This is a genomic window from Methylolobus aquaticus, assembly GCF_054172105.1.
This window is the reverse complement of record NZ_JBSYXP010000009.1, coordinates 144,664-167,137: the sequence shown is the minus strand read 5'-3', so window position 1 is coordinate 167,137 and position 22,474 is coordinate 144,664. Positions and strand designations below refer to the sequence as shown.

23 protein-coding genes and 1 other RNA gene are annotated in these 22,474 nt (G+C 61.4%); 17 read left to right on the top strand and 7 right to left on the bottom strand.

Going from position 1 to position 22,474, the window contains the following annotated elements:
* Positions 1-115: 115 nt before the first annotated feature.
* Entirely contained in the window at positions 116-1,354 is a 1,239-nt protein-coding gene (locus ACW73L_RS13905) for a multifunctional CCA addition/repair protein (RefSeq protein ID WP_498922811.1), read from the bottom strand.
* Between the two features lie 62 nt (positions 1,355-1,416).
* On the opposite strand from ACW73L_RS13905, the gene ACW73L_RS13900 reads away from it, so the two are divergent.
* The 8 genes from ACW73L_RS13900 (at position 1,417) to ACW73L_RS13865 (ending at position 10,708) form a co-directional block, all read left to right on the top strand.
* Positions 1,417-2,265, top strand: a complete 849-nt coding sequence (locus ACW73L_RS13900) for a sulfite exporter TauE/SafE family protein (protein ID WP_129883760.1) — start codon at positions 1,417-1,419, stop codon at positions 2,263-2,265.
* An 8-nt stretch (positions 2,266-2,273) separates the two neighbouring features.
* The gene (locus tag ACW73L_RS13895) at positions 2,274-2,564 is read left to right on the top strand and encodes an Rdx family protein (RefSeq protein ID WP_498922809.1); all 291 of its coding nucleotides are present in this window, start codon (positions 2,274-2,276) and stop codon (positions 2,562-2,564) included.
* Between the two features lie 152 nt (positions 2,565-2,716).
* Complete coding sequence (locus ACW73L_RS13890; protein WP_498922807.1) at positions 2,717-3,247, top strand: GspH/FimT family pseudopilin; 531 nt, start codon at positions 2,717-2,719, stop codon at positions 3,245-3,247.
* Positions 3,244-3,753, top strand: coding sequence for a type IV pilus modification protein PilV (gene pilV, locus ACW73L_RS13885; RefSeq protein WP_129883757.1), 510 nt, complete (start codon positions 3,244-3,246; stop codon positions 3,751-3,753). The genes ACW73L_RS13890 and pilV overlap by 4 nt, the downstream gene beginning before the upstream one ends.
* On the top strand, positions 3,750-4,631 hold the full coding sequence (locus ACW73L_RS13880; RefSeq protein WP_498922804.1) for a PilW family protein: 882 nt from the start codon (positions 3,750-3,752) through the stop codon (positions 4,629-4,631). Before pilV ends, ACW73L_RS13880 begins: the two co-directional genes overlap by 4 nt.
* A 3-nt stretch (positions 4,632-4,634) precedes the next feature.
* Positions 4,635-5,168 (top strand): pilus assembly PilX family protein, encoded by a 534-nt coding sequence (locus ACW73L_RS13875; protein WP_129883755.1) that lies wholly within the window; start codon positions 4,635-4,637, stop codon positions 5,166-5,168.
* 28 nt (positions 5,169-5,196) lie between these two features.
* Positions 5,197-10,203, top strand: a complete 5,007-nt coding sequence (locus tag ACW73L_RS13870; RefSeq protein ID WP_498922802.1) for a PilC/PilY family type IV pilus protein — start codon at positions 5,197-5,199, stop codon at positions 10,201-10,203.
* A 34-nt stretch (positions 10,204-10,237) separates the two neighbouring features.
* On the top strand, positions 10,238-10,708 hold the full coding sequence (locus ACW73L_RS13865) for a type IV pilin protein (RefSeq protein WP_129883753.1): 471 nt from the start codon (positions 10,238-10,240) through the stop codon (positions 10,706-10,708).
* Positions 10,709-10,800: 92 nt separating this feature from the next.
* Here the strand turns inward: ACW73L_RS13865 and ampD are convergent, their stop codons facing one another.
* Positions 10,801-11,376 (bottom strand): 1,6-anhydro-N-acetylmuramyl-L-alanine amidase AmpD, encoded by a 576-nt coding sequence (ampD, locus tag ACW73L_RS13860; RefSeq protein WP_498922800.1) that lies wholly within the window; start codon positions 11,374-11,376, stop codon positions 10,801-10,803.
* Between the two features lie 137 nt (positions 11,377-11,513).
* Here ampD and moaD point away from each other — a divergent pair, with 137 nt between their 5' ends.
* The 5 genes from moaD (at position 11,514) to ACW73L_RS13835 (ending at position 14,243) form a co-directional block, all read left to right on the top strand.
* Positions 11,514-11,747 (top strand): molybdopterin converting factor subunit 1, encoded by a 234-nt coding sequence (gene moaD, locus ACW73L_RS13855; RefSeq protein ID WP_129883751.1) that lies wholly within the window; start codon positions 11,514-11,516, stop codon positions 11,745-11,747.
* A 68-nt stretch (positions 11,748-11,815) separates the two neighbouring features.
* Positions 11,816-12,202, top strand: coding sequence for a molybdenum cofactor biosynthesis protein MoaE (locus ACW73L_RS13850; RefSeq protein WP_498922873.1), 387 nt, complete (start codon positions 11,816-11,818; stop codon positions 12,200-12,202).
* 78 nt (positions 12,203-12,280) lie between these two features.
* Positions 12,281-12,628 (top strand): DUF2288 domain-containing protein, encoded by a 348-nt coding sequence (locus ACW73L_RS13845; RefSeq protein WP_498922799.1) that lies wholly within the window; start codon positions 12,281-12,283, stop codon positions 12,626-12,628.
* 179 nt (positions 12,629-12,807) lie between these two features.
* A complete protein-coding gene (locus ACW73L_RS13840) occupies positions 12,808-13,323 on the top strand; it encodes a disulfide bond formation protein B (protein ID WP_498922797.1) in 516 nt (171 codons plus the stop codon).
* A 71-nt stretch (positions 13,324-13,394) separates the two neighbouring features.
* Entirely contained in the window at positions 13,395-14,243 is an 849-nt protein-coding gene (locus ACW73L_RS13835; protein WP_498922795.1) for an SDR family oxidoreductase, read from the top strand.
* A 78-nt stretch (positions 14,244-14,321) separates the two neighbouring features.
* Here the strand turns inward: ACW73L_RS13835 and rnpB are convergent.
* Both rnpB and ACW73L_RS13825 read right to left on the bottom strand, forming a co-directional pair.
* Positions 14,322-14,694, bottom strand: an RNA gene (gene rnpB, locus ACW73L_RS13830) — RNase P RNA component class A.
* A 228-nt stretch (positions 14,695-14,922) separates the two neighbouring features.
* Entirely contained in the window at positions 14,923-15,417 is a 495-nt protein-coding gene (locus ACW73L_RS13825; protein ID WP_129883746.1) for a DUF5063 domain-containing protein, read from the bottom strand.
* Positions 15,418-15,610: 193 nt separating this feature from the next.
* Here ACW73L_RS13825 and thiD point away from each other — a divergent pair, with 193 nt between their 5' ends.
* Complete coding sequence (gene thiD, locus ACW73L_RS13820; RefSeq protein WP_498922794.1) at positions 15,611-16,411, top strand: bifunctional hydroxymethylpyrimidine kinase/phosphomethylpyrimidine kinase; 801 nt, start codon at positions 15,611-15,613, stop codon at positions 16,409-16,411.
* Between the two features lie 77 nt (positions 16,412-16,488).
* Here thiD and ACW73L_RS13815 read toward each other — a convergent pair whose 3' ends face one another.
* Complete coding sequence (locus ACW73L_RS13815; protein WP_498922792.1) at positions 16,489-16,971, bottom strand: MEKHLA domain-containing protein; 483 nt, start codon at positions 16,969-16,971, stop codon at positions 16,489-16,491.
* Between the two features lie 74 nt (positions 16,972-17,045).
* Here ACW73L_RS13815 and ACW73L_RS13810 point away from each other — a divergent pair, with 74 nt between their 5' ends.
* The 3 genes from ACW73L_RS13810 (at position 17,046) to ACW73L_RS13800 (ending at position 20,866) form a co-directional block, all read left to right on the top strand.
* Entirely contained in the window at positions 17,046-18,956 is a 1,911-nt protein-coding gene (locus ACW73L_RS13810; protein WP_498922791.1) for an ATP-binding cassette domain-containing protein, read from the top strand.
* 120 nt (positions 18,957-19,076) lie between these two features.
* Entirely contained in the window at positions 19,077-19,568 is a 492-nt protein-coding gene (locus ACW73L_RS13805; RefSeq protein ID WP_498922790.1) for a TlpA family protein disulfide reductase, read from the top strand.
* A gap of 50 nt (positions 19,569-19,618) precedes the next feature.
* Complete coding sequence (locus tag ACW73L_RS13800; RefSeq protein ID WP_498922788.1) at positions 19,619-20,866, top strand: urease accessory protein UreH domain-containing protein; 1,248 nt, start codon at positions 19,619-19,621, stop codon at positions 20,864-20,866.
* Positions 20,867-21,063: 197 nt separating this feature from the next.
* On the opposite strand, the gene ACW73L_RS13795 is transcribed toward ACW73L_RS13800, so the two are convergent.
* Positions 21,064-21,675 (bottom strand): hypothetical protein, encoded by a 612-nt coding sequence (locus ACW73L_RS13795; protein WP_498922787.1) that lies wholly within the window; start codon positions 21,673-21,675, stop codon positions 21,064-21,066.
* Positions 21,676-21,849: 174 nt separating this feature from the next.
* The gene (locus tag ACW73L_RS13790) at positions 21,850-22,242 is read right to left on the bottom strand and encodes a hypothetical protein (protein WP_498922786.1); all 393 of its coding nucleotides are present in this window, start codon (positions 22,240-22,242) and stop codon (positions 21,850-21,852) included.
* Between the last annotated feature and the right edge of the window lie 232 nt (positions 22,243-22,474).

Here is a 22,474-nt window from a genome sequence, read left to right as displayed (position 1 = left end):
GCAGGCCGCGGGGCTGGGGATCTCGCGAGAGAGGGGGGTTCGAATGTCTCGGTGTGTTTCGTAGTGAAACGTGTGAGGCGCCTTGAAACGGGCGCCTTAGCGCTCCGCTCGGCGGTCAATGTGCGGGACTGGGAAAATCTTGACGGGCTGCGCGGACGGCCCGGATGCGCAGTTCGCGGAGTGCCTGTCCGAAGGCTTCGCCGTTAAGCCCACGTCCCGTCAGTGCCTCGGTCTTTACCCCGCGGGCGGCGTTGCGCGCTGCGCGGATCCAGTCGGCTTGCGGGTAAGGTCGGTCCTCATAACCTGCACGCCCGCGGGCGTCGGCTTCGCAGGCCAGGAGAAAGTTCTCGGTATCGTCACCGCGATGAAAGGCGTCGATGCGCTGGAGCAGGTCGACGAGCGTCGCGGCACGCAATTCGAAGACACGGTGACACGTCCCGTGATGGAGCATGACCTTCTCGGCCAGTTTGCGATAGGCATTCGGAACCTTGAGCCGAGTGCACAGATCGCGGAGCGGGGCGAGCCCGCGCTGTTCGTGTCCGTGATGACGCGGGATTAGCTCCGGCGGTGTGGTGCCTTTGCCCAGGTCGTGCATCAATGCCGCGAAGCGCACGCAAGCATCTTGGCTTAGACGGACCGCCTGGTCGAGCACCATCAGGGTATGCAACCCGGTGTCGATCTCCGGATGGTACTCAGCTCGTTGCGGGACACCGAACAGGCGTTCGATCTCCGGAAACAGCACGCGCAACGCACCGCAGGATCTCAACGTCTCGAAAAAGGCGCGAGGCGCCTCTTCGCCCAGCGCGCGTTCCATTTCCTGCCAGACCCGCTCCGGCACCAGCGCGTCAGCTTCCCCGGCCGCGACCATGTCACCCATCAGGCGCCGGGTTTCGTCGGCAACGGTAAATCCGAGGGGCGCATAGCGGGCAGCGAAGCGGGCAATCCTTAGAATCCGGACCGGGTCCTCCCGGAATGCCGGCGACACGTGGCGCAGGCAGCGGCCTTCGAGATCACGCTGGCCTCCGTAAGGATCGATCAGCCGGCCGTTCTCATCGATTGCCATCGCGTTGATGGTGAGGTCACGTCGGAGCAGGTCGTCCTCGAGCGTGACGTCGGGGCCGGTGTGCACGGCGAAGCCGCGGTATCCTGGCCCCGTTTTGCGCTCGGTCCGTGCCAGTGCGTGCTCTTCGTGCGTTTTCGGGTGCAAAAATACCGGAAAGTCCTTGCCGACGGGCTTGAACCCCAGTGCGATCATCTGCTCTGGCGTGGCGCCGATTACGACCCAGTCGCGTTCGGAAATCGGTCGCCCCAGGAGTTGGTCGCGCACGGCGCCGCCGACGAGATAGCGCTTCATCTTGCGGTTATTGAAGGGATACCTGATAGGATTCGAGCATTCTAATCGGGGCGTAACGGTCTATGTGGGAATCCCTGCTGCTGTACCTGATCTGTGGGGCCATCGCCGGTCTAGCGGCCGGTTTGTTCGGTATCGGTGGCGGCATCGTGATCGTGCCGTTTCTCGCCTGGTTGCTTCCAGGTCAAGGGTTCCCGGATTCTCTCGTGATGCTGTCGGCAGTCGCAACATCGCTGGCGACCATCGTCGTCACGTCCATATCATCGGTTTCCGCGCATCACCGCCAAGGCGCGGTCTCATGGCCCACCGTTTGGCGTCTGGCGCCCGGCCTCGTTCTCGGTTCGATCGTGGGGCCACTGGTCGCCCGACATTTGCCGGTGCCGGTGTTCAAGTCGCTGTTCGGCCTGTTCCTGTGGTGGGTGGCTGTTCGGACTTTGGGTCACACGCGGCGCGGCGCCCCAATGCGCCCGACTGCGGGCGCGGCCTTTGCCGCTTTCGGGACACTGATCGGGCTTTCATCGGCGGTACTCGGTATCGGCGGAGGCACCTTGAGCGTGCCGTACCTGTTGCGTAACGGTTATCCAATGACCGAAGCCGTTGCCGTGGCCGGTGCCTGCGGATTTCCGATCGCAATCGTCGGCACGGCGACCTACCTCTTGCTAGGCTGGTCGCAGGCCACGATGCCCGTGCCGAGTATTGGCTATGTTTTTCTGCCTGCCTTCGTCGGCATCGTCGCGGCCAGCGTGCCCGCTGCCGCCGTGGGCGCACGACTCGCGCACCGGCTCCCGACGCGACGACTGAAGCAGGCGTTTGCGCTGATCCTGATCGGTGTCGGTGCCCGCTTGCTCTGGCAGGGCGGAATGCCACTGGGTTCAGCGCTGTGGCAAACCCTGCGACCGTTGATCATCGAGTGAGGTTCGCTATGTCGAAACCGCGTGTGGAGATCGAGTACTGTACCCAATGTCGCTGGCTGCTGCGCGCGGCATGGCTAGCGCAGGAGTTGCTGACCACGTTCGAACAGGAACTCGGCGCGGTCAGTCTCGTGCCGGGCACCGGAGGCGTATTCGTTGTTGCGGTGGATGGAGTGGTCGTCTGGTCCCGCAAAGACGAGGGACGCTTTCCGGAGGCGAAGGAATTGAAACAGCGGGTTCGTGACCTGATCGCGCCGGAGCGGCACCTCGGCCATTCGGATCGGGGCGCACAATTGGGCTGAGCAGAGCGCGGATTTGGTCCGCGCTGCGCCCTGTTGGCAAATCGCGGTGAACCGAGACAGGGATGACCGTCTGGCCTTGATCGGGCTGACAGATCGCAAAGTGGTGCATCGGTCACGGCAGGGCTCGGCGAGCCGCCCTATACCTCCGGGCCATGAACGCGCAAAAGACATTCGGTTTCACGTTGATCGAGTTGATGGTCACCGTATCGATCGCAGCGATCGTGCTGACGCTTGGGGTGCCGGGCTACACTCAAATGATTCAGAACAACCGCATGAGCGCCCAAGCCAATGAGTTCGTGGCATTTCTGAATCTCGCTCGCAGCGAGGCGGTAAAGCGAGGTACACGCGTGACCCTCTGTAAGAGTGCCGATGGGGCGAGTTGCAGCGGCTCGGGTGCGTGGGATCAGGGATGGATTGTCATCGTCGACAGCAACAACAATGCGACCGCGGATGAGGGATCGCCGCTGGCCGTGCATTCCGACCTCGGCACCTCAAGCCTGTCGGGTAACTCTTCTGTCGCTTCCTACATCTCGTTCGTTGGTGCCGGTGTTACTCAACTCACCTCGGGCGGTTTCCAGGCGGGAACGCTCACCTTGTGTTCCGGTATCTCCAGCATCCAGGGCCGCTCCATCGTGGTCAGTCGCACCGGGCGGGCGACCGTGAATAAGGTGTCGTGCTCGTGAATCACAGACATTCCCGTAGCGCCATTCAGGTCGGCACGCGCGAAGCAGGCTTCACCCTGATCGAGGTATTGGTCGCCGCGCTCGTGCTGGGACTTGGCCTTTTGGGGCTTGCCGGCTTGCAGGTCATGAGCCTGCGCAACAACCAGAGTGCCCATTTCCGATCGGTTGCCACGCAAGCGGCCTACGATATGGTCGATCGAATGCGTGCCAACCGGATCGGACTCGCCGACGGGAACTATCACAACGTCGTCGCCAGCGCCGATGATTGCGTTGCGAGCGCATGCACGCCGCTGCAGATGGCGGGCTACGACTTTGCGCAATGGTCAAACCACCTGGCGGCTGATTTGCCCCTCGGTACCGGTACCGTGTGCCGTGACGGCACACCCGAGACAGCCGATTGCGATGGGCAGGGTAGCGCCTATGCGGTCAGGATCTCATGGGACGACGATCGCTCCGGTGCGGTCGACGCAAACGATCCCGCCTTCGTAACGAGTTTTCAGCCATGACTCATCGTCTGACTCAATCCGGAGGACATGTTGCGCCCCGGCCCGGTCTAGATTGGGGTCGCATGGGCGGTTTCTCGCTCGTCGAAGTAATGATCGGTTTGACGGCGGGCCTGATCCTCATCGCAGGCATTGGGCAGATCTATCTCGGCAGCCGGCAGACCTACCGGCTTCAGGAGGGGCAGGCGCGGCTGCAGGAGGACGGGCGCTTTGTGATCGAATTCCTGAAGAAGAACATCCGGATTGCCGGCTATCGCAGCATTCCCTGGAATACCGGTCCGGTTGCTTTTCCGGCGCGCGCCACCGTACCGAGTTTCAGCACCGGGCAAGTGATAACCGGTACCGCAGATTCGGTCAGCATCCGGTTGCAAGGAGCGGGCGATGGCAAGGGTGATGCCGATGATCGGGTCGCGGACTGTCTGGGCGCTGCGTTAGATCGATGCGACGTTGCGATAAACACCTTTGCAGCCGACATCGACGATGCCGAGTTGGAATGTAGCGTGATAGTCGTCACCATGACACAAGAGCAGAACGAGGCGACGCCGCAGCTGAATGAATGTTCCGCTACTGCTGGAGTTACAGCCCGAACGATTACCCTGAAGAGCCCGCAGCCATTAGTCAGTGGATTTGGCAACCTCAATGTGCTTTATGGTTTATACACGGGTGGTACGTTGCCGACGATCCGATATCTCCCGGCGATCAGCGTTCCCGCTGGTTCTTGGGGTAACGTTGTCAGTGTCAGGATAGGCTTCGAACTGCGCTCTGAAGACAATCTGATTGCTGCACCACAGACCTATGTGTTCAATGGCGTAGAGGTTACCGATCGCCGGCTGCGCCGCAGCTTTGAGACGACCATTGCACTCCGCAATAAGCTGCCTTGAATCATGAACGCGACCGACAGGCTTGGCCTTAATGCTACTACTCAGTCCGGCGCGGCTCTAATTACGGGCCTCCTGATGCTGCTGGTCATGACGCTGATTGGTGTAACGGCGATGCGGGTCACGAATCTCGAAGAGAAGATGGCAGGCAATCTACGGGATCGGAATGTGGCGTTCCAGGCTGCCGAGACCGCACTTAGAGCCGGAGAGCGCTGTGTCTCGGCAGCAAACGGGCTTCAGGATTGCGTCGCTGGTCTATATTCCGAGAATGACTATAACCGCGATGCCACAGCCAACGATCCGCTCCCACTGCTGGATGCGTCGTTCTGGGATTCATCGGGTGTCATGACCTACAGCGGAGCCAACTTGGCGGCAGTATCGGTCGGACCTCGCTATGTCGTCGAAGAAATTCCCTATCTGTGTGCGCCGGTCAGTTTGGAAGTCGCTCCAGTCGAGCGATGCTACTTTCGGATAACGGGAAGAGGTATCGGGGGCACGACGAGCGCGGAAGTTATTCTACAGTCGGTTCATAAACGTTAGCGAGCCTGGGGCTGCTCCGGAGGTTGCCGTGTCCAAATACACTTCCTTCGTAAGCTCAATCGGTCGTTCCTTCGGTCGCGCATTCTTTGCCGCCATCTGTGTGGCAAATTCGGCGACATCCTCGGCAGGTGCCATTGCGCAGTCGCCGCTGTTTCTGGGCGTTAACGCCCCACCTTTGGTCTTGATTACCATGGGGCGCGACCACAAGCTGTACTATGAGGCTTATAACGACGCATCCGATCTGAACGGTGACGGTGTCCTAGATGTTGGCTATAACCCTGCCATCGATTATTTCGGTTACTTCGATTCCTATAAGTGCTACTCCTATGGGAGTGGCGTCTTTTCGCCCACTGCGAGAACGATGACGAAGAAATGTTCAGGAGAGTGGAGTGGAGACTTCCTGAATTATCTGACGACATCCCGCATGGATGCGCTGCGAAAGGTTCTATATGGCGGCTACCGCAGCACGGACTCGACCGCCGAGACGATTCTCGAGCGAGTGTTCATCCCGCAGGATGCGCATAGTTGGGGCAAGGAATACAAGGATGTCACGACCAATGGTTTCGACATTTCTCAGTACACACCGTTGTCCGCTCCCTACCCCGGAACACGGCACCTCTTCGCCAATACGACACTCTACGGGACCAGCGATCCGCTGCTGCGTGTCCTGACCGACAGTGCCTACCGTGTCTGGGAATGGCTGTCGATCGAGCGACCTGTTGCCGGTACTCAATGCGCAACCGGAAACAATACTCGGGCCAATTGCGCCACGAGCGGTTCCACGTATTGGGAGATCGTCCCTTCCGGATACTTTTCGAATCTGACGCAGACGACCTACCTTACACCGGGCTACACGAGCTCGCCCGTCGACGGCCCTGCCTTTACTTCGCTTGTTTCGACGTATGGTACCACTGCGAATCGCTCAGGCTCGGGGCCGGCGGCGAATGTAAATGGCTCTGGAAATCCTTTCGGCGCTGGTGACTATTACTTTACGTTGTTCGATGGGCAGTTGGTCATTCCGGAGGGAGCCGGTGGAACCTACACCTTTGCCGTGGATGGTGACGATGCAGTCGATGTGCTGATCGACGGCTCAGTCATAGCCAGTTGGTATGGCCAGCATTCCAAGTGCGACTGCACGACACATAGTGGCAGCGTCACGCTGGCGGCTGGGGCTCACACCTTCAGGTTCCGGCATCAAGAGCGCAACGGTAACGACTACTACTACTTGCGTTGGCAACGCACGATCCCGGCATCGACAATGACCGACTACACCGTACGTGTCAAAGCCTGTGTCGACGGCCTGCTGGAAACCGACTGCAAGGCCTACAAGTCGGGCAGCACAACGATCTACAAGCCGACGGGATTGCTCCATGAGCATGGCGAGGATGACGCCATGATGTTCGGTCTGTTGAGCGGTTCTTATACGAAGAATACATCGGGCGGAATCATCCGCAAGAATGTGCTGTCTTTCAGAAACGAGGTCAATGCGGCGACGGGACAATTTATCAATGGTGTCGGTGGGATTGTCGAGACGATCAACAAGCTCAAGACGGTGGGCTTCGGATCGGGCTATTCCTACGACCAAAATTGCACGGTCCCGGAAGTCAATCAACCGCTGCGTGAGGGCTATTGCCGCATGTGGGGCAATCCAATCGGCGAAATGATCTATGAAGGCCTCCGATATTTTTCGGGGAAGTCAGGTCCAACGTCGGATTTCTCGATCGGGACTTCGGGGGACGATGCGAACCTGGGGTTGCCGAAGCCGAACTGGCTAAATCCATATTCTGGCAATATGGGGACAACCTACCCCTCGGGCTACCCCACTTGTTCGCGCCCCAGTCAACTTATCATCAGCGATATCAATCCCTCCTATGACACGGATAAGGTTCCTGGAACCAGCTTCGGCAGTTATTCTGGAGACCTGTCAGGCTTTAATGCGTCCACCGAAGCCGGGAAGATATGGGGTGGTGAATCCGAAGCGACAAGAGTATTTATTGGTGAATCACAGGCCAACACGCCAAGTTACGATGGTGCGCCAACCCCAAAGACCGTCAACAGCTTCAATAACATTAGGGGTTTGGCACCGGAAGAGCCGACGCGGGAAGGTGGCTTCTATTCCGCCGCCGCGGCGCTGTTCGGCAAGACGCATGACCTGAATGCCGTCAGCGGGCCACAGAAGACCGATACTTTTTCGGTGGTACTCGCCTCGCCGCTGCCGCGTATCGAGATTCCGGTTGCGGGGCAGACGGTCACGCTGGTGCCCTTCGGCAAGACGGTTGGCGGTTGCGGCACGTTCAACCGAAATCAGGGTTACTACCAGCCGACCAACACGATCGTCGACTTTTACGTCGATACGATTCGGAACACGGCGGCCATCAACTACGATGCGTCCATAAACGGGGGGCGCCCCTACGGCAAGTTCCGAATCAATTATGAGGATTCGGAGTACGGCTCGGACCACGACATGGATGCCATCGTCGAATACACGTTTGCAGTGCAGGCAGACAATGCCGTCAGCATCGCGCTGCGTTCGGACTACGCGGCCGGTGGCTGCATACAGCACATGGGTTACGTGATCTCCGGCACCACTGCGGACGGAACCTATCTCGAGGTGCGGGACTCCGATACGAACAGTGATGTCGACTACTTCCTCGACACGCCACCGGGGCAGCTTCCCGGAGGGACGTGGAGCGACGGACAGGGGTTACCGCTGACTACCTCGCGCGCCTTCAGTGTCGGCAGCACGACCTCGGCATCCTACCTGAAGCATGACCCGCTCTGGTATGCGGCTAAGTGGGGTGGCTTCTTTGACAAGAAGAATCCTTCCACCAACCTGGGTAACGATCAGCTCGATGGTGATGAGTGGGACCTTGATCACGACGGCGTCCCTGACAGTTATTTCCTGGTCACGAATGCCGGCAAGCTGAAGGAGCAACTGACCAAGGCTTTCAACGAAATCAAGGCACGCGTGGGGTCGGCGGCCAGTATCGCCACTAACTCGACTCGGCTCGACACCGGTACGCACATCTATCAAGCCAAGTTCAACAGTGAGGATTGGAGCGGACAGTTGCTCGCTTTCCAGATCAGTTCCAATGGCTCAATCACTGACCGATCAATCAACGGTGTCAGGGACGGAATCATTGACGCCAAGGATGCACTGTGGGATGCGCGCGACAATCTACCGGCGGCGGGTGAGCGCGCTGTCTTCTCCTACGATCCGACGCCTGCCGATCCGGGTGGGATTGCCTTCCAATGGACCAATCTAAACGATACCCAGCAACTGGCGTTGGCCGGCACGGCCGATGACAACAGCCAGTCGGGGCTGGATCTGGTGGCTTACCTGCGCGGCGATCAATCGAAAGAGAAGAACAACGGGCCGTTCCGGCCACGGGAGACGGTGCTGGGAGATATCGTCAACTCAGATCCCCTCTTTGTTGGCAGCGAGAACTTCGGCTACAAGACCCTACCAGCTGGCGGCAGCGCCTACGCGAGTTTTCTCTCCAACAAGGAGAGCCGGGTGAAGATGTTATATGTCGGTGCCAACGACGGGATGCTGCATGCCTTCCGAGTCGATACCGGAGCTGAATTGTTCGCTTACTTGCCCGGCCTGCTGGTCGACAGTCATCTAGCCACCTTGGCCTCCGAACCTTACGCGCACCGTTATTTTGTCGATGGTTCGCCCCGTGCCGGCGATGCGTATCTTGACGGGGCGTGGCACACCATTCTGGTGGGAACGACCGGTGCCGGTGGCCGCGGGGTGTTCGCGCTGGATGTGACCAATCCCGCCGCGTTCAGCGCCAGCAATGTGCTGTGGGAATTTACGGCGACGAGCGACGCCGACCTGGGGTATACGCTACCGCAACCATCGGTGGTTCACATGGCGGACGGATCTTGGGCGGCTGTTGTCGCCAATGGATACAACAGTCCGGCAGGCCATGCGGTGCTGTTCATTCTTGATCTACGTGACGGCAGTGTGATCCGCAAGATCGATACCGGAGCCACTGGGAATACCGTTATCAGCAAGAACGGCCTCTCGACACCGATTGCGATCGACAAGGATCAGGATCGAGTCGTTGACTACATCTATGCCGGCGATCTCGTGGGTAACTTATGGAAATTCGATGTCAGCGATCCTGATCCCGGGGCATGGGGTGTTGCGGGCGGCACGTCGCCGTTCTTCGTTGCGTGCGCCTCTTCCACGGTTCCCTGCAGCGATGCCAACCGTCAGCCGATCACCGGCAAGCCGCAGGTAGGCAAGGCCACGGACGCGATGCAGGTGGAGCGGGGCGGTGGACTGATGGTCTATTTCGGGACAGGCAAGTATTTTGAGGACGGCGACAGCATCGTCCCTGAAGATCCCCAACTCCAGACCTTTTACGGCCTCTGGGATACAGATCCGGACGACGGGACGCTCGACGCCATTTCCGGCCGCGGTGAACTCCAGGGACAGTCCATAGTGGCTGAAACGAGCAAGGGCGCGTTCGACCTCAGGGTCACGACGAGCAATCCCGTCAACTACGCTGATGCGGCGGTTGTCGTCAAGGATGAAGCGGGTAACGACTTAACGCTGCAACCCCAGAAGGGATGGTATCTGGATCTCAAACCGGCATCGGGAGTAAAACAGGGCGAGCGGGTCGTCACCTACCCTCTGTTGCGCGGCGAACGCGTGATCTTCGTTACGGTGATTCCATCGCCGAATCCCTGCGACTACGGCGGAACGAGCTGGTTGATGGAACTGGCGGCGAGCAGTGGCCAACGGTCGGCTTCCGCGCCTTTCGATATCTACGGGGCGAACGGAGCACCGGATGGCGTCATCAACACGCAAGATCTGGTCAGCGCGATGGTAGGGGCAGCCACCAGGGATCTCGCGCCCTCCGGAAAGAAGTCGAACATCGGCATCATCAAGACGCCGGGCGTGATCGGAGGCGGAGAACTGGAATACAAATACACCAGCGGTTCCAGCGGGGAGTTGGAAGTGACGACCGAAACAGGGGCGGATGCGGGTGGCCGCCAAACCTGGATTCAGTTGCGCTGACCGTCTGCGGCACATCGTTTGGAGCGCAACGACCATGAACGATCACGATTTGCTTAATCCTCGTGGTTTCACACTGATCGAACTGATGATCACCGTAGCGATCGTCGGCATTTTGGCGATGATTGCGGTACCGAGCTACACCTCCCATCTGGCCAATGTCCGCAGGGCTGAGGCGCAAGGCTCACTGATGGAACTGGCGAACTTCATGGAGCGCTTTTACACGGAAAACATGAGTTACCTCTGCGTGCGCGAATATGCGCCGACCTGCACGGCAGTGGGGTCGCCTCCCACGCTGCCATTCACGCAGGCGCCCAAGGAGGGTGCACCCAAGGTTTACAACCTTGCGCTGCAGGCGGCCGCAAGCACCTACACGCTTCAGGCGACCCCGATTGCCGGCGGTCCGCAGGCCGAAAATGGCGCCATGGAACTCGATCATACCGGCGCGCGCCGCTGGGACAAGAACAACGATGGGGCCTTCAGCGGCGAAACCTCGTGGTCGCGTTAGGCTTCGGACTGTAGTCGACCCAAGAGTGCGCCCGGACGGTGCCATGCCTTGGGGGACTCGTAAGTGCCGTTCGTTCTATGGCCGATAGCCGTTCAGCCCCGCTGCAACAAGGCGCGTAACCGCTCCCAGTCGAACGACGGTCCCGGATCTGTCTTGCGGTCAGGGGCGATGTCGCTGTGACCTGTGATGCGCTCCGGCGACAGGGTCGGATACGTCTTCAGCAGCGTGCCGATGACTTCCGCCAGTCGATGGTATTGCTCGTCGGTGTACGGGACCGTCTCAGTCCCTTCGAGTTCGATCCCGATGGAAAAGTCATTGCAGGCGGCGCGGTCGCAGTAACGCGAGACGCCAGCATGGTAGGCGCGCTTGTGAAAGGGAACGTATTGCACGATCTCGCCGTCGCGGCGTAGCAGCAGGTGACTGGAAACGCGTAGATTAACAATGCCTTCGAAGTAGGGGTGGGCAGAAGGCTCAAGCGTGTTCGAAAACAGCCGGTCGATCCACTCGCCGCCGAATTCTCCGGGCGGCAGGCTGATGCAGTGGATGACGATCAGGCTGATGTCGTTTTCATCAGGACGGTCGTCGAAGTTGGGCGTTGCGCCGCGCCGCGCCGCGCTCAACCAGCCCTGATCGATTGCTCCGCCGGCTGTCGTGATCTGCACTGTCATTTGTTGTCGTCCGGGTGAATTGCGGGGCGCGTCACGAACGGAAAGTGGGCGCTTGGTAGCCGACTGGGCCGACGCTTGCCTGACCGGTTGCCGCGTGTATGATTGGCCTCTCCGAAATCCGTCGCGCCAGGATCGCCATGTCCATTCGAGTGCGTTATTTTGCCAGCCTCCGGGAAAAGATGGGCCGTGTCGAGGAAACCTTGGCGGCCGAAGGGCTCGAAACCGTATCCGATGTCTGGAAAGCGGTCAGCGAAGGACGACCACTGCCCGAACAGATTCTGTGCGCGGTGAACATGGACTACGCCACGCCGGAGTCGCTGGTCGCAGACGGTGATGAGGTCGCCTTTTTTCCACCGGTCACGGGGGGTTAACTGTGACGGTCGAGTTGCGCCCGACGCCGTTCGAGCCGTTTGCCGAGTTAAGTCGATTTCACGAGTCGATGGCGGAACAGCGGCGGTCAGCCGGCGCCTTGGCCACGTTCATTGGGACGATGCGCGACTTTAATGAAGGTGACACGGTGACGCGCATGACACTCGAACACTACCCCGGCATGACCGAGCGACAACTCGCGGCGATCGTCGAAACGGCGAGGGCGAGATGGCAATTCATCGATGCCCTCGTGATCCATCGGGTGGGAGAGGTATGGCCGGGCGACCCGATTGTGCTCGTCGGGGTCTGGTCATCGCACCGCGCGGCCGCATTCGACGCTTGCCGCTACCTCATGGAGGAATTGAAGAGCCGTGCGCCGTTCTGGAAGAAGGAAACTCTCGGCGCACGCGAACGCTGGGTCTCGTGCAACACCCCGGGTTATTCGTCGTGCGGTTGATCGGGTCTGCCGGCATCGGAGTCCAGGCCGTCATGCGACATTCTCAGTGCCACAACCGCCTTTGATCTCGCCACAGGCATGGCTTCAAACGCAGACCTGTCAGAGTCCCGGACACATCTCCACGCCAAACTGAACGGCGAGACGGGCAAGCTATACTGGCGCGAGCTCGAGCGGCATTTCGCGCGCGGTGCCGTCGTCAAGGTGGACGCGAGGCTCGACCTCGTCGAGGTGGCCGTTAGCATGGTGCAGGACGACGCGGCGACGCTAGGTGTCTGGCTGGAACAAGGCCTTATCGCACGCGCCAGTGACTCCGACGCCCTGGCGTGGAGCGCTGAGCCTGACCGCCCGTTCTGGGCTGTCGTCATTGCACCGTGGGTCGTCGTACAGACGGTGGTCGGCGAGATCGAGGCACCGGTCAGGGCTTGACTGGTCCGATGGACAAAATCTCCCTGATGTCGCAACATGCGGCTTTTCGTGTTGGGGTCTAAAGGGGACTGGGCCGGTCCGCGCCCGGGCCGTCGTCTTGCTCCGTTCCCATTGGACCGTCCGGCTAAGCCACCCTTCCGTCAACCCCACGGCGTGGGACACTGATAGACCACACAACGATGGATCTTCGTTACCCTCCCTCCGTCTATTTCGGCTTGCTGCTGACTTTCTGCTCGGTGCTGATTGCCGCGGCTCTGTACTTTCAGTTCAGTGGCGGGCTGGAACCCTGCCCGTTATGTATTTCGCAGCGCATCATGGTGCTGGTCGTGGGGGTCGTGATGCTGGCAGCCGTACTGCATCGACCCGGCCGTGTGGGTACCCGCGCGTATGCCGTGGCCGGGTTTCTGACAGCCATCGGCGGCGCTGCAATCTCGGCGCGACATGTCTGGTTACAACACCTGCCACCCGAGGAAGTCCCTTCCTGTGGTCCGGGCCTCGGCTACATGCTGGAGAACTTCCCGATCGGCGATACGGTCAAGGCCATGTTGAGTGGAACCGGTGATTGCGCCAAGGTCGACTGGACCTTGTTTGGGCTTAGCATGCCGGCCTGGGTGTTGTTGTGCTTTCTTGGACTGGCCGTGGCCAGCCTTGCTCAGGCCTGGAATACCCATGGTGCCGACAACCGCTTCCGCTGAGAGGCCCGCGTAGGCTCATCAGGGCATTCCATGGATTCCCTTCAAGGCGTTCTGATCGGGTCGGTTTCCTGATGGGCGTTGCCTCCGTTACGCCGGCTCGTTCAATTCTGATCACGGGATGCTCGTCGGGCATCGGACGTTGCGCGGCCGACCTACTGCGAAAGCGCGGCTATCGCGTTTTTGCCAGCGCCCGCAAGCCGGAAGATGTCGACGCGCTGCGTCGAGATGGTTTCGAAGCCGTGCATCTGGATCTGGCTGATTCCTCGTCGATTCGTGCTGCCGTGGCGTTCGTTCTGGAGGCCACCGGCGGCTCGCTCTATGGTCTGTTCAACAATGGCGCTTACGGTCAGCCGGGCGCGGTCGAGGATCTGCAGCGGGAGGTGCTGGTCGAGCAGTTTCAGACCAATGTCTTCGGCACGCACGAGTTGACCCAGCTGGTGGTGCCCGTGATGCGGCGTCAGGGCGGTGGCCGCATCATCCACAACAGCTCGTTACTGGGTCTGGTGTCGCTGAAATACCGCGGGGCCTACAACGCGAGCAAATATGCGCTTGAGGGCTTGGCCGATACTCAGCGCCTGGAACTCGATGGATCGAACGTGTTCGTCTCGCTGGTCGAGCCCGGTCCCATCCTGAGCCGCTTCCGTGAGAACTCGATGGCTGTCTACCGGCGCACGATCGATGTCGATGCGAGCGTTCACCGTGATCGTTACCGTGAGCTGGAAGAACGGCTAGCCAAGCAGGGCGCGGCCGCGCCGTTCACGCTCGGGCCGGAGGCGGTGGTTGCTAAGGTCATTCAGGCGCTGGAAGCAGGGCGGCCGAAACCGCGTTACTTCGTGACGTTTCCGACGTATCTGTTCGCCGCGCTGAAGCGCTGCCTGCCGGCCGTCTGGCTCGATCGGGTGTGTGCCCGCGTGAACTGATCCGATCTCGACACACGGCGTTTGAGGGAGAAGTGCGCCGCTCGGACGCAAGGTCTTTACCCGGAATCCCGGGAATAAAGGAGGAGTCAGCCGATAAGCCGGGTTCTGTCGTGGGCAGCCATTCATCTGGGACGCACGTCACCGTGCGCCTCAAGCGACCTACCCGGGAGCCGTGCGGGCCGCACGCTGGGCCGAAGCCGCCGCTCCCCTATTTGGTCTTGCTCCGGGTGGGGTTTACCGTGCCGTTCCCGTTACCGGCAACGCGGTGCGCTCTTACCGCACCATTTCACCCTTACCTCGCGCCGTAAAGGCACGGGGCGGTATATTTTCTGTGGCACTTTCCGTAGGCTCGCGCCCCCCAGGCGTTACCTGGCACCTTGCCCTGTGGAGCCCGGACTTTCCTCCCTCCACGGTCGTTGCCGACGCGAAGAGCGACTGCCTGGCCAACTCCGGTGGCTAGTGTAGCCGCCTGCGGTCCATCCCGCGAGTGCTGCTCTTGACCGTGCGATCCGTGTTCGGGTGAAGTCGAGGCGCAGCGGCAATTAGCGGCTTTACGGTGTAGACACACGACGCGCAAGTCGACGAACGGTCGCCCTGCCGCGGTGCGCTGGTCTCTATGGCGGGAAACGTACTGTGGGCACGGGCCGTCATGCTCAGGGGTGAGTGGCGGCAGTGCCGCTCAACTGGCGATCTTGAACTCGAACAGTTGCTTCGTGGCGTCTCGCAGGTGCTGTTCCCAATGGACTCGGTAGCTGAACACCCACATCGACAGGGCATGGGCCTCGTGGTCCGGTCCGGCGACGTGAAGATTGAGTGCGCGCTTGAGGTCGAAGTAAACATCGGTGATGTCGTCCGCCAGGCTCCCGGTCTTGAGTCCGTCACCGGCCTCCAGATCGCCCTCCGACCAATAGTCATCGAAGGGGCCAAGGAAGCTCTTGAGTCTCTGGTAGAGGGCAAAGCGGGCTTCGAGGTCCTGTAGCATCGAGTACTCGGTATCGTCCGCCGTGCTGCGCAGCAGGGGTTGAATGCGCTGTTCCAGTTCCAGCATGAGGTTTCCGATCTGGTGTAGCCAGGTCTTGCTGTCGCCTTCGAATGCCGCGTACCCTTCCACCAGGCGACAGAAGCCCGTGACGGATTCCGCGAAGCGGTTCTCGGAAGGATCCTGGTTACGCACTCGGCGCCTCTTGTGGAGTTTTTTTTGACTGTTCAGACCGCTAGTCTAGCTTACCGGGCTCGCGTCGTGTCGACGACCGGTCGCACTCGGTTGCCGCGTATGGCCGGTGCTGCGATGGCGCCGGGAGATTTCGCTCGCTGGCGGTCCATCACTCTCTCTCTCTCTCTGTCTCTCTCTCGCTCGGAGGTTGCGCGTGCCCCTGCCGGTCGTTTTGTGCTTCTCGGGCCATGATCCGACCGGCGGCGCCGGGATCCAGGCCGACATCGAGACCTTATTCAGTTTCGGCTGCCATCCGTGTACCGTCATCACCGCGCTGACCGAACAGGATACTGTCGACGTCCGTGGGGTATTCCCTCAAGATCCTGCCGTCTTCGTGGCCCAGGCGCGCACGCTGCTCGCCGATCTGCAGGTATCCGCCGTCAAGATCGGGCTGCTCGGCAGTGCCGATATCGCCCGGGCAATCGTGGAATTGCTCGATGCGCTGCCCGGCGTGCCGGTCGTGCTTGATCCCATCCTTGCCGCTGGCGGCGGACATCCGCTGGCCTCCGAAGCGCTGGCTGCGGTGATCGACGAGTATCTGCTGCCGCGGGTGGACGTCCTGACGCCCAACTCGACGGAGGCGCGGCGGCTGTCGGGACTCGCTACCCTCGACGCATGTGCCGAGCACTTGCTCGGTCGCGGCTGTCGACGGGTGCTGATCACTGGCACGCACGAGGTAGGCGAAGACGTCATCAATCGCCTCTATGGCCCCGAGCGCGTATGCACGCAGCGTGTCGCCCGTTTGCCTGGCACCTATCATGGTTCCGGTTGCACGCTCGCGGCGGCCGTCGCCGGTTGCCTGGCCTTGGGGCTCGACATCGATCACGCCGTACTTCGGGCGCTCTCGTACACGTGGGATACGCTTGCAGCCGGTTATGCGGCGGGCCGCGGACAATGGCTGCCGAATCGCCGAGTGACACCGCATCTTTCGCTCGATGCAAACTGGCCACCTTAGCGCGGGGAGGCGGCGAAACGTCCTGCGCGCAGCGGTGTCTTCCCGCTACCCCCGAGCCACGCCCTGCCTTGTGAAGGCTATTCGTCCTCCAGGAAAGTCCAGTGCGCGAAGCTTGCCGCTTGCCCATGGAGCATGCCGGTCTGGTCCACCAGGTTCCAGACGGTGGCCTTGTCGATGCGGAAACGCCGACCGCCGCGCGCGATCCGCACGCCCTGATAGTCGTCGATGTAGCCGCGCGTCGTGACTTGTTCCAGCAAGCGCGCACGTTCCTCGCGGCTGACCGGGGCGGCGGAAAAACGGGACGGCAGCGCGGTGAAATCCTCCCACGGCATGCCAAACAGGCCTAGCGCGGTTTCGTTGGCGTAATTGAACACCGGGTCGGGCGCCGTGTCGTGCGATACCAGTACGAAGCGGGCGCAGAAGACGAAACGCGCTGCTTCAGCGTCGGTTAGCCTCGGGTCAACCAGATCGCGCCGCGTCCAGTGCCGGAAGCTGTATCGCATCAGTGCCACATGGGTGGCCAGATAGTGGTTGTCTTCAGCAGGTTTGGGGAAGTGCATGATCCGGGTTTTCAGTGCCGATGGGCGGTCGCGCCGTATACTATGGCGCCTTTCCGACCGACTGCAACTTATCCATGCCGCTGCTCCGCCTGACCGACGTTTCCATCGCTTTCGGTGTCCACCCGCTGTTGGATCACGCGCAACTCCAACTCGACTGTGGCGAGCGGGTCGGGTTGGTCGGGCGCAATGGCGAGGGCAAGTCGACCTTGCTGAAGATCCTGTCCGGGGAGATTCTGCCGGACAGCGGTGAACTCTGGCGCCAGGGGGGCTTGAAGACGGCGTTGCTGGCCCAGGCGCCAACCCTGCCGGAGCAGGGGACGATTTATGACGCGGTGGCCGACGCGCTGGGCGAGATCGGCCACTGGATCGCGGAATATCACCGGCTGTCCGAACGGTTGACGTCCGATGGAGACGGCGATCTGCGCCCGCTCGAACGCCTACAGCATCAACTCGAAAGTCACGACGGCTGGAACTTGCGTCAGCGCGTCGAAACGGTGTTGAGTCGGCTTGGTTTGCCCGAGGATAAACCGACCGCGGGGCTTTCGGGCGGCTGGCAACGCCGCGTCGCGCTGGCTCAGGCTCTGGTGCTGGAGCCAGACGTTCTGTTGCTGGATGAACCGACTAACCACCTGGATCTCGATGCAATTCTGTGGCTAGAGGAGCATCTGCTGCAGTTCCCCGGCGCGATCTTGCTGATCACCCATGACCGGGCCTTTCTGCAAAGGGTCGCAACCCGGATCGTCGATCTGGACCGCGGCCGGCTGACCTCCTGGACCGGAAGTTATGACGATTTCGTCCGGCGCAAGGCGGCGGCGTTGGAGGAGGAAAGCCGTCACAACGCCGAGTTCGACAAGAAGCTGGCCGAAGAGGAAGTCTGGATCCGGCAGGGAATCAAGGCGCGGCGTACCCGGAACGAAGGCCGTGTGCGGGCATTGAAGAAATTGCGCGAGGAGCGCCAAGCGCGCCGCGAGCGGCAGGGTACGGCCAGGCTGGCGCTCGACCAGGCCGAACGCTCCGGTAAGCTGGTCATGGAAGCCGAGAGTATCAGACTCGCGTTCGATGACCGCCCTGTCGTGCGCGACTTCTCCACCAGTGTGATGCGCGGTGACCGGATCGGTTTGATCGGTCCGAACGGTGCCGGTAAAACCACGCTGGTCAGGCTGCTGCTCGGCGAACTGCCGCCGGATTCCGGTACCGTTCGGCTCGGGACGAATCTCAAGGTTGCCTACTTCGATCAGTTGCGGGCTCAATTGGATCCGGACCAGACGCTGGTCGAGGCGGTCGGCGATGGCCAGGAATGGATCACCATCGGCGAGCAACGCACCCATGTGCTCAGCTATCTCGGGAATTTTCTCTTCTCGCCGGCTAGAGCGCGCTCGCCGGTCAAGAGTCTCTCCGGTGGCGAGCAGAACCGCGCGCTGCTGGCACGGCTGTTCAGCCAGCCGTGCAATGTGCTCGTGCTCGACGAACCGACCAACGATCTCGATATCGAAACCTTGGAGCTGCTGGAGGAACTGCTGGCCGAGTTTCAGGGCACGGTGCTGCTGGTCAGCCACGACCGCGCATTCCTCGATCGGGTTGTTACGAGCACCTTCGTGTTCGAAGGCGATGGTCGAATAGCCGAGTATGTCGGCGGCTACTCCGACTGGGTGCAGCAACGCACCCCTGCCATCGCCCCCGCGACGTCTGCGCCAGCGACGGCAGCCACGCCCCCCGAGCGTTCCCGTCCACGTAAGAAGCTGAGTTACCGGGAACAGCGCGAACTGGACGAACTGCCGGCGGAAATCGAGAGCCTGGAGACGCAGCGCGCCGAGTTGACCGCGTTGATCAACGCCCCGGAGTTCTATCGCCGGGAACAGTCAGACGTGCAGCGCACGCTCGATGAGTTGAAGGCTCTGGAAACGCGGCTCGAAGCCCGTTTCGAACGCTGGGGTGAGCTGGAAAGCCGCGTGACGGACGACTCGCCCGGGCACGAGGCCCGATAATGGCGGGTGGGAACGGTCGCGGCATTTCAGGATCGGTCGCGCGCAGGGTTCGTCGCGAAGCTGGCCGCAAGGCTATCGGAAGGCGTGAACTCGTTGGAAAAATTCCGTAAGAAACGGTTTATGGCCATGCGTTGTTTCGGGTTGGTCATGATTCCGATGCTCGTCGTCCTCGCAGCGAGTTGTGTCGACGCCTGTGCCGCGACGCGAGAGTTCAAGCCCGGCAGCTTGACAGCCATCAAACAGGAGCACCAAGGCCAGCCGTTTCTGCTGAAAATGTGGTCGGTCGACTGTCCACCCTGCGTCAAGGATCTCGGGATGTTGCGGGACAAATTGAAGCGGCATCGGAAGCTGAATCTCGTCCTGGTCTCCGTGGACGAAAGTTCGACCGACCAGCAGGTCGCGGCCACCCTCCACCGGCTCGGCATGGATCACGTGGAGTCGTGGATTTTCGCCCACGGCGATGCGCGCAGTCTGCGCCGCGAGATCGACTCGCAGTGGTACGGCGAACTGCCACGTACCTATTTCTATGATGCCGCCCACGCACGTCTCGCGCTGACCGGACCCCTCACCGATGCGCAGGTCGACGCCTGGCTGCAGGTGATCGGGCGCTGACGATACCTTTGGGTGAAAGCCCATGATTGCCGAACAACAGGAAGCTCGTTATGGCCATCGGTAACGCACGCGCTGGCGTCGACCCGCCGCGTTCACCCTTGCGCTTCGCGCTGGGCCTGGTTTTTGCGGTGGTCGGCATCCTCGTGATTCTGTATCTCGATGAGCAACTGCGCGGCCACTCCGATCTGCCCGCCAATTCCGAGAATCTCAGTCTCGGCCTGCTGTTCGTGGCCGGCCTTTTGACCGGCTTCCATTGCGTCGGGATGTGCGGGGCGCTGGTGCTCGGTTACAGCGCCAGGGCGGCGACGGCGGGTCGTCTGTCGGTGTGGTCTCATCTGCTATACGGCGCGGGCAAGACGATCTCATACACGGTGATCGGTGCCGGTTTCGGCTTGCTGGGTTCGGTCATCGCATTCACGCCGTTTCTGCGCGGGGTGGTCGGCGCAGTCGCGGGCCTGTTTCTGGTGGCGTTCGGGATCAGCATGTTGCGGATCTGGCCCTCGTTCCGTGATTTTCACATCAAGCCACCGGCGTTTCTGCTCCGCTTCATCGGACGCGAGTCGCGCCGTTCAGGCCATCCCTTCGTGATCGGGCTGCTGAACGGCCTGATGATCATCTGCGGCCCCCTGCAGGCGCTGTACATCATGGCGGCGGGAACTGGCAGCCCCGTCAAGGGCGCACAACTGCTATTCGTGTTCGGAGCTGGCACGCTGCCGGTGATGCTCGGCTTCGGCATGCTGGCTTCGCTGCTTTCCAAACGCCTGACGCCGAAGCTGTTGCAGGCCTCCGGCCTCATCGTCGTCGTGCTGGGCGTGATCATGGTCAACCGCGGCCTCGCGATGACCGGCCGCGGCTACGACTTCAACTCGGTCAAGGCGCGAAGCTCCGCCTATCTGGAGCGTCAGCGTCTTGATCTGAGTGGGCTCATCGGACGCCTGACCGCCGACGACGAGAACGAGGTTCCGGCCGCACCGGTCCTGCCACCGCTCATCGACGGCTTCCAGATCGTCCACATGGCCGTCACCGACAAGGGCTTCGAGCCGAACCGGTTTCGTGTGCGCAAGGGGGTGCCGGTGCGCTGGGTCATCACCGCGACCGACCCAGTCAACCCGTGTGGCAGCGCGATCGTGATCCCGCAATTCGAACTCGAGATCGAGGTCAAGGCGGGTGAGCAGGCCTGCGAATTCACGCCCGTCGAGGAAGGCATCATCCCCTGGTCCTGCTGGATGGGGATGATGTCGGGGACCTTCGTCGTCGTCGGTGAGCCAGCCGGAGTCGCGGTTCCTGGTGGTAGCTGACGTCACGGTCGACGCGGCGCAGGTCGGCTCATTAACCGTATGTAGTCGCTACCGCGCTCCGAGCGCTCCGCGCTCGTCGCCCGGTTCGGCGCCAACGCGCTGCCCGCCCTTGTTGGAGCCCAATGGCACCTTCGCTGGCCCCCTCCAATTCCGGATGATGGCGGTGAATGGAGTGGGGAGGCGAGCACTCTGCCGGATTATTCGTCGGCCCGTCGCGAGCGGGCGAACAGATACATCAGGTAACCCGCGGCCATCCACTCATACCGATGCAGCCAGGGACGGCGTATCCATTGCTGCGTGATCAGAGGCCAGTGGAGTTTGATCAGATAGACCGCCAGCACGTCGTTCAGTGCGAAGATCACGTTGTCCTCGCTCAGCACCGAACGTGCGCGCTGCTGCACCGCTTCCCGTCGCGCCAGGACGCCCATGGCGGCCACGGTTTCTCGGGCTTCCTGCACTTTCCCGCGGAGCCAGCGCGCCGGCTGCCACCCGGACGCCCGAGCAACGGGAGGGATGGGTGCGGCTGTCTCGGCCGTCCGTTCGGTCTGCTCCGGCTCAGCCCATTCGACTGCCGTTAGCAGGCGGTACAGGGCTTGGATCAGGGCCTCGAACGCGCAGATATGTTCCAGGAAACGGACCGAAAGCTTCTCCTGGCGCGGCGAAAGATCGACGCGGTAAACGCCTTCGATGCGGCGCAGTTCGGATACGAGACGCTCGGCTGGCTGGCCTGAGCATAGCACCGGCGAGATCTGAAAGCGGACATGACCGGGCGATCGATAACGAAGGACTGTTTCCTTGACAAGGTCCATGGTGCGTTTGGGCAATGCGGTGGGGTGTCGGGTCGCCCTCGCGACTACGTTATCACTTCGTCGGGCGGGGACTCCGGCCGGTCGGTTACAGCGGCACGGCCCGGCGGGTCGACCACTGAGCCATGCTGGTCGTGGGGCCGCCCCGCTCAAGGCGGCGCGGGGTGTTTCCGTAGGCTACTCCGCGATTTCACTGCCCTGTTGGAGGATTTCCTCGCGGTACTTATGGATGAGGTAACCGACAGCCAGACCCGCTCCGAAGAGGACGAGCGGATGCGTCACGATCCGCCGGAGCAGAGAATGACCGGCGGCTGACGACGCAGTGACCGCCGCGCCGGTCGCGACACCTGCTGCCGTCACGGCGCGCGAACTCATCATCGCGCCCATACTGCCGTGTTCCATCATCGAACCCATCCCGCCAGCCATCGTCCCGGCCATGCCGGCTCCCATCATGTGCTTCATGCCGGCGCCTTCACCCATCATCTCGCCTGCCGCGTGCAGCGGGCAACTCGCTTCTTCGACAACCTTCTTGGCTACCTCGACTGTCTTTCCACCGTGTATGTGTGCCATTTCCGTTTTCCTGAATTAATGAACATCGATGATCGTTCCGGCTGCGCTTTCAATCGGGCCTCGGGCTTGGGGCTGTCGCTCCGCACACTCATCGTTGAATCACGTGTGTCTCTAGACCGTTGAAGGCGGGAACTGCAATTGGCCGCGCAGACGCGTGGCGCTCTTAAAGCGGGGGCCGCCAAAGCGAAGCGCAGCCAGCCCGTCAACGTGAAGCACTAGCAATGGGTTCGCA

What these genes read in the sequence shown, in the direction of transcription:
- ACW73L_RS13905 (WP_498922811.1), bottom strand. Translation starts at nt 1,354, where the DNA reads ATGAAGCGCTATCTCGTCGGCGGCGCCGTGCGCGACCAACTCCTGGGG.
- ACW73L_RS13900 (WP_129883760.1), top strand. Translation starts at nt 1,417, where the DNA reads ATGTGGGAATCCCTGCTGCTGTACCTGATCTGTGGGGCCATCGCCGGT.
- ACW73L_RS13895 (WP_498922809.1), top strand. Translation starts at nt 2,274, where the DNA reads ATGTCGAAACCGCGTGTGGAGATCGAGTACTGTACCCAATGTCGCTGG.
- ACW73L_RS13890 (WP_498922807.1), top strand. Translation starts at nt 2,717, where the DNA reads ATGAACGCGCAAAAGACATTCGGTTTCACGTTGATCGAGTTGATGGTC.
- ACW73L_RS13880 (WP_498922804.1), top strand. Translation starts at nt 3,750, where the DNA reads ATGACTCATCGTCTGACTCAATCCGGAGGACATGTTGCGCCCCGGCCC.
- ACW73L_RS13875 (WP_129883755.1), top strand. Translation starts at nt 4,635, where the DNA reads ATGAACGCGACCGACAGGCTTGGCCTTAATGCTACTACTCAGTCCGGC.
- ACW73L_RS13865 (WP_129883753.1), top strand. Translation starts at nt 10,238, where the DNA reads ATGAACGATCACGATTTGCTTAATCCTCGTGGTTTCACACTGATCGAA.
- ampD (WP_498922800.1), bottom strand. Translation starts at nt 11,376, where the DNA reads ATGACAGTGCAGATCACGACAGCCGGCGGAGCAATCGATCAGGGCTGG.
- moaD (WP_129883751.1), top strand. Translation starts at nt 11,514, where the DNA reads ATGTCCATTCGAGTGCGTTATTTTGCCAGCCTCCGGGAAAAGATGGGC.
- ACW73L_RS13850 (WP_498922873.1), top strand. Translation starts at nt 11,816, where the DNA reads ATGGCGGAACAGCGGCGGTCAGCCGGCGCCTTGGCCACGTTCATTGGG.
- ACW73L_RS13845 (WP_498922799.1), top strand. Translation starts at nt 12,281, where the DNA reads ATGGCTTCAAACGCAGACCTGTCAGAGTCCCGGACACATCTCCACGCC.
- ACW73L_RS13840 (WP_498922797.1), top strand. Translation starts at nt 12,808, where the DNA reads ATGGATCTTCGTTACCCTCCCTCCGTCTATTTCGGCTTGCTGCTGACT.
- ACW73L_RS13835 (WP_498922795.1), top strand. Translation starts at nt 13,395, where the DNA reads ATGGGCGTTGCCTCCGTTACGCCGGCTCGTTCAATTCTGATCACGGGA.
- ACW73L_RS13815 (WP_498922792.1), bottom strand. Translation starts at nt 16,971, where the DNA reads ATGCACTTCCCCAAACCTGCTGAAGACAACCACTATCTGGCCACCCAT.
- ACW73L_RS13810 (WP_498922791.1), top strand. Translation starts at nt 17,046, where the DNA reads ATGCCGCTGCTCCGCCTGACCGACGTTTCCATCGCTTTCGGTGTCCAC.
- ACW73L_RS13805 (WP_498922790.1), top strand. Translation starts at nt 19,077, where the DNA reads ATGGCCATGCGTTGTTTCGGGTTGGTCATGATTCCGATGCTCGTCGTC.
- ACW73L_RS13800 (WP_498922788.1), top strand. Translation starts at nt 19,619, where the DNA reads ATGGCCATCGGTAACGCACGCGCTGGCGTCGACCCGCCGCGTTCACCC.
- ACW73L_RS13795 (WP_498922787.1), bottom strand. Translation starts at nt 21,675, where the DNA reads ATGGACCTTGTCAAGGAAACAGTCCTTCGTTATCGATCGCCCGGTCAT.
- ACW73L_RS13790 (WP_498922786.1), bottom strand. Translation starts at nt 22,242, where the DNA reads ATGGCACACATACACGGTGGAAAGACAGTCGAGGTAGCCAAGAAGGTT.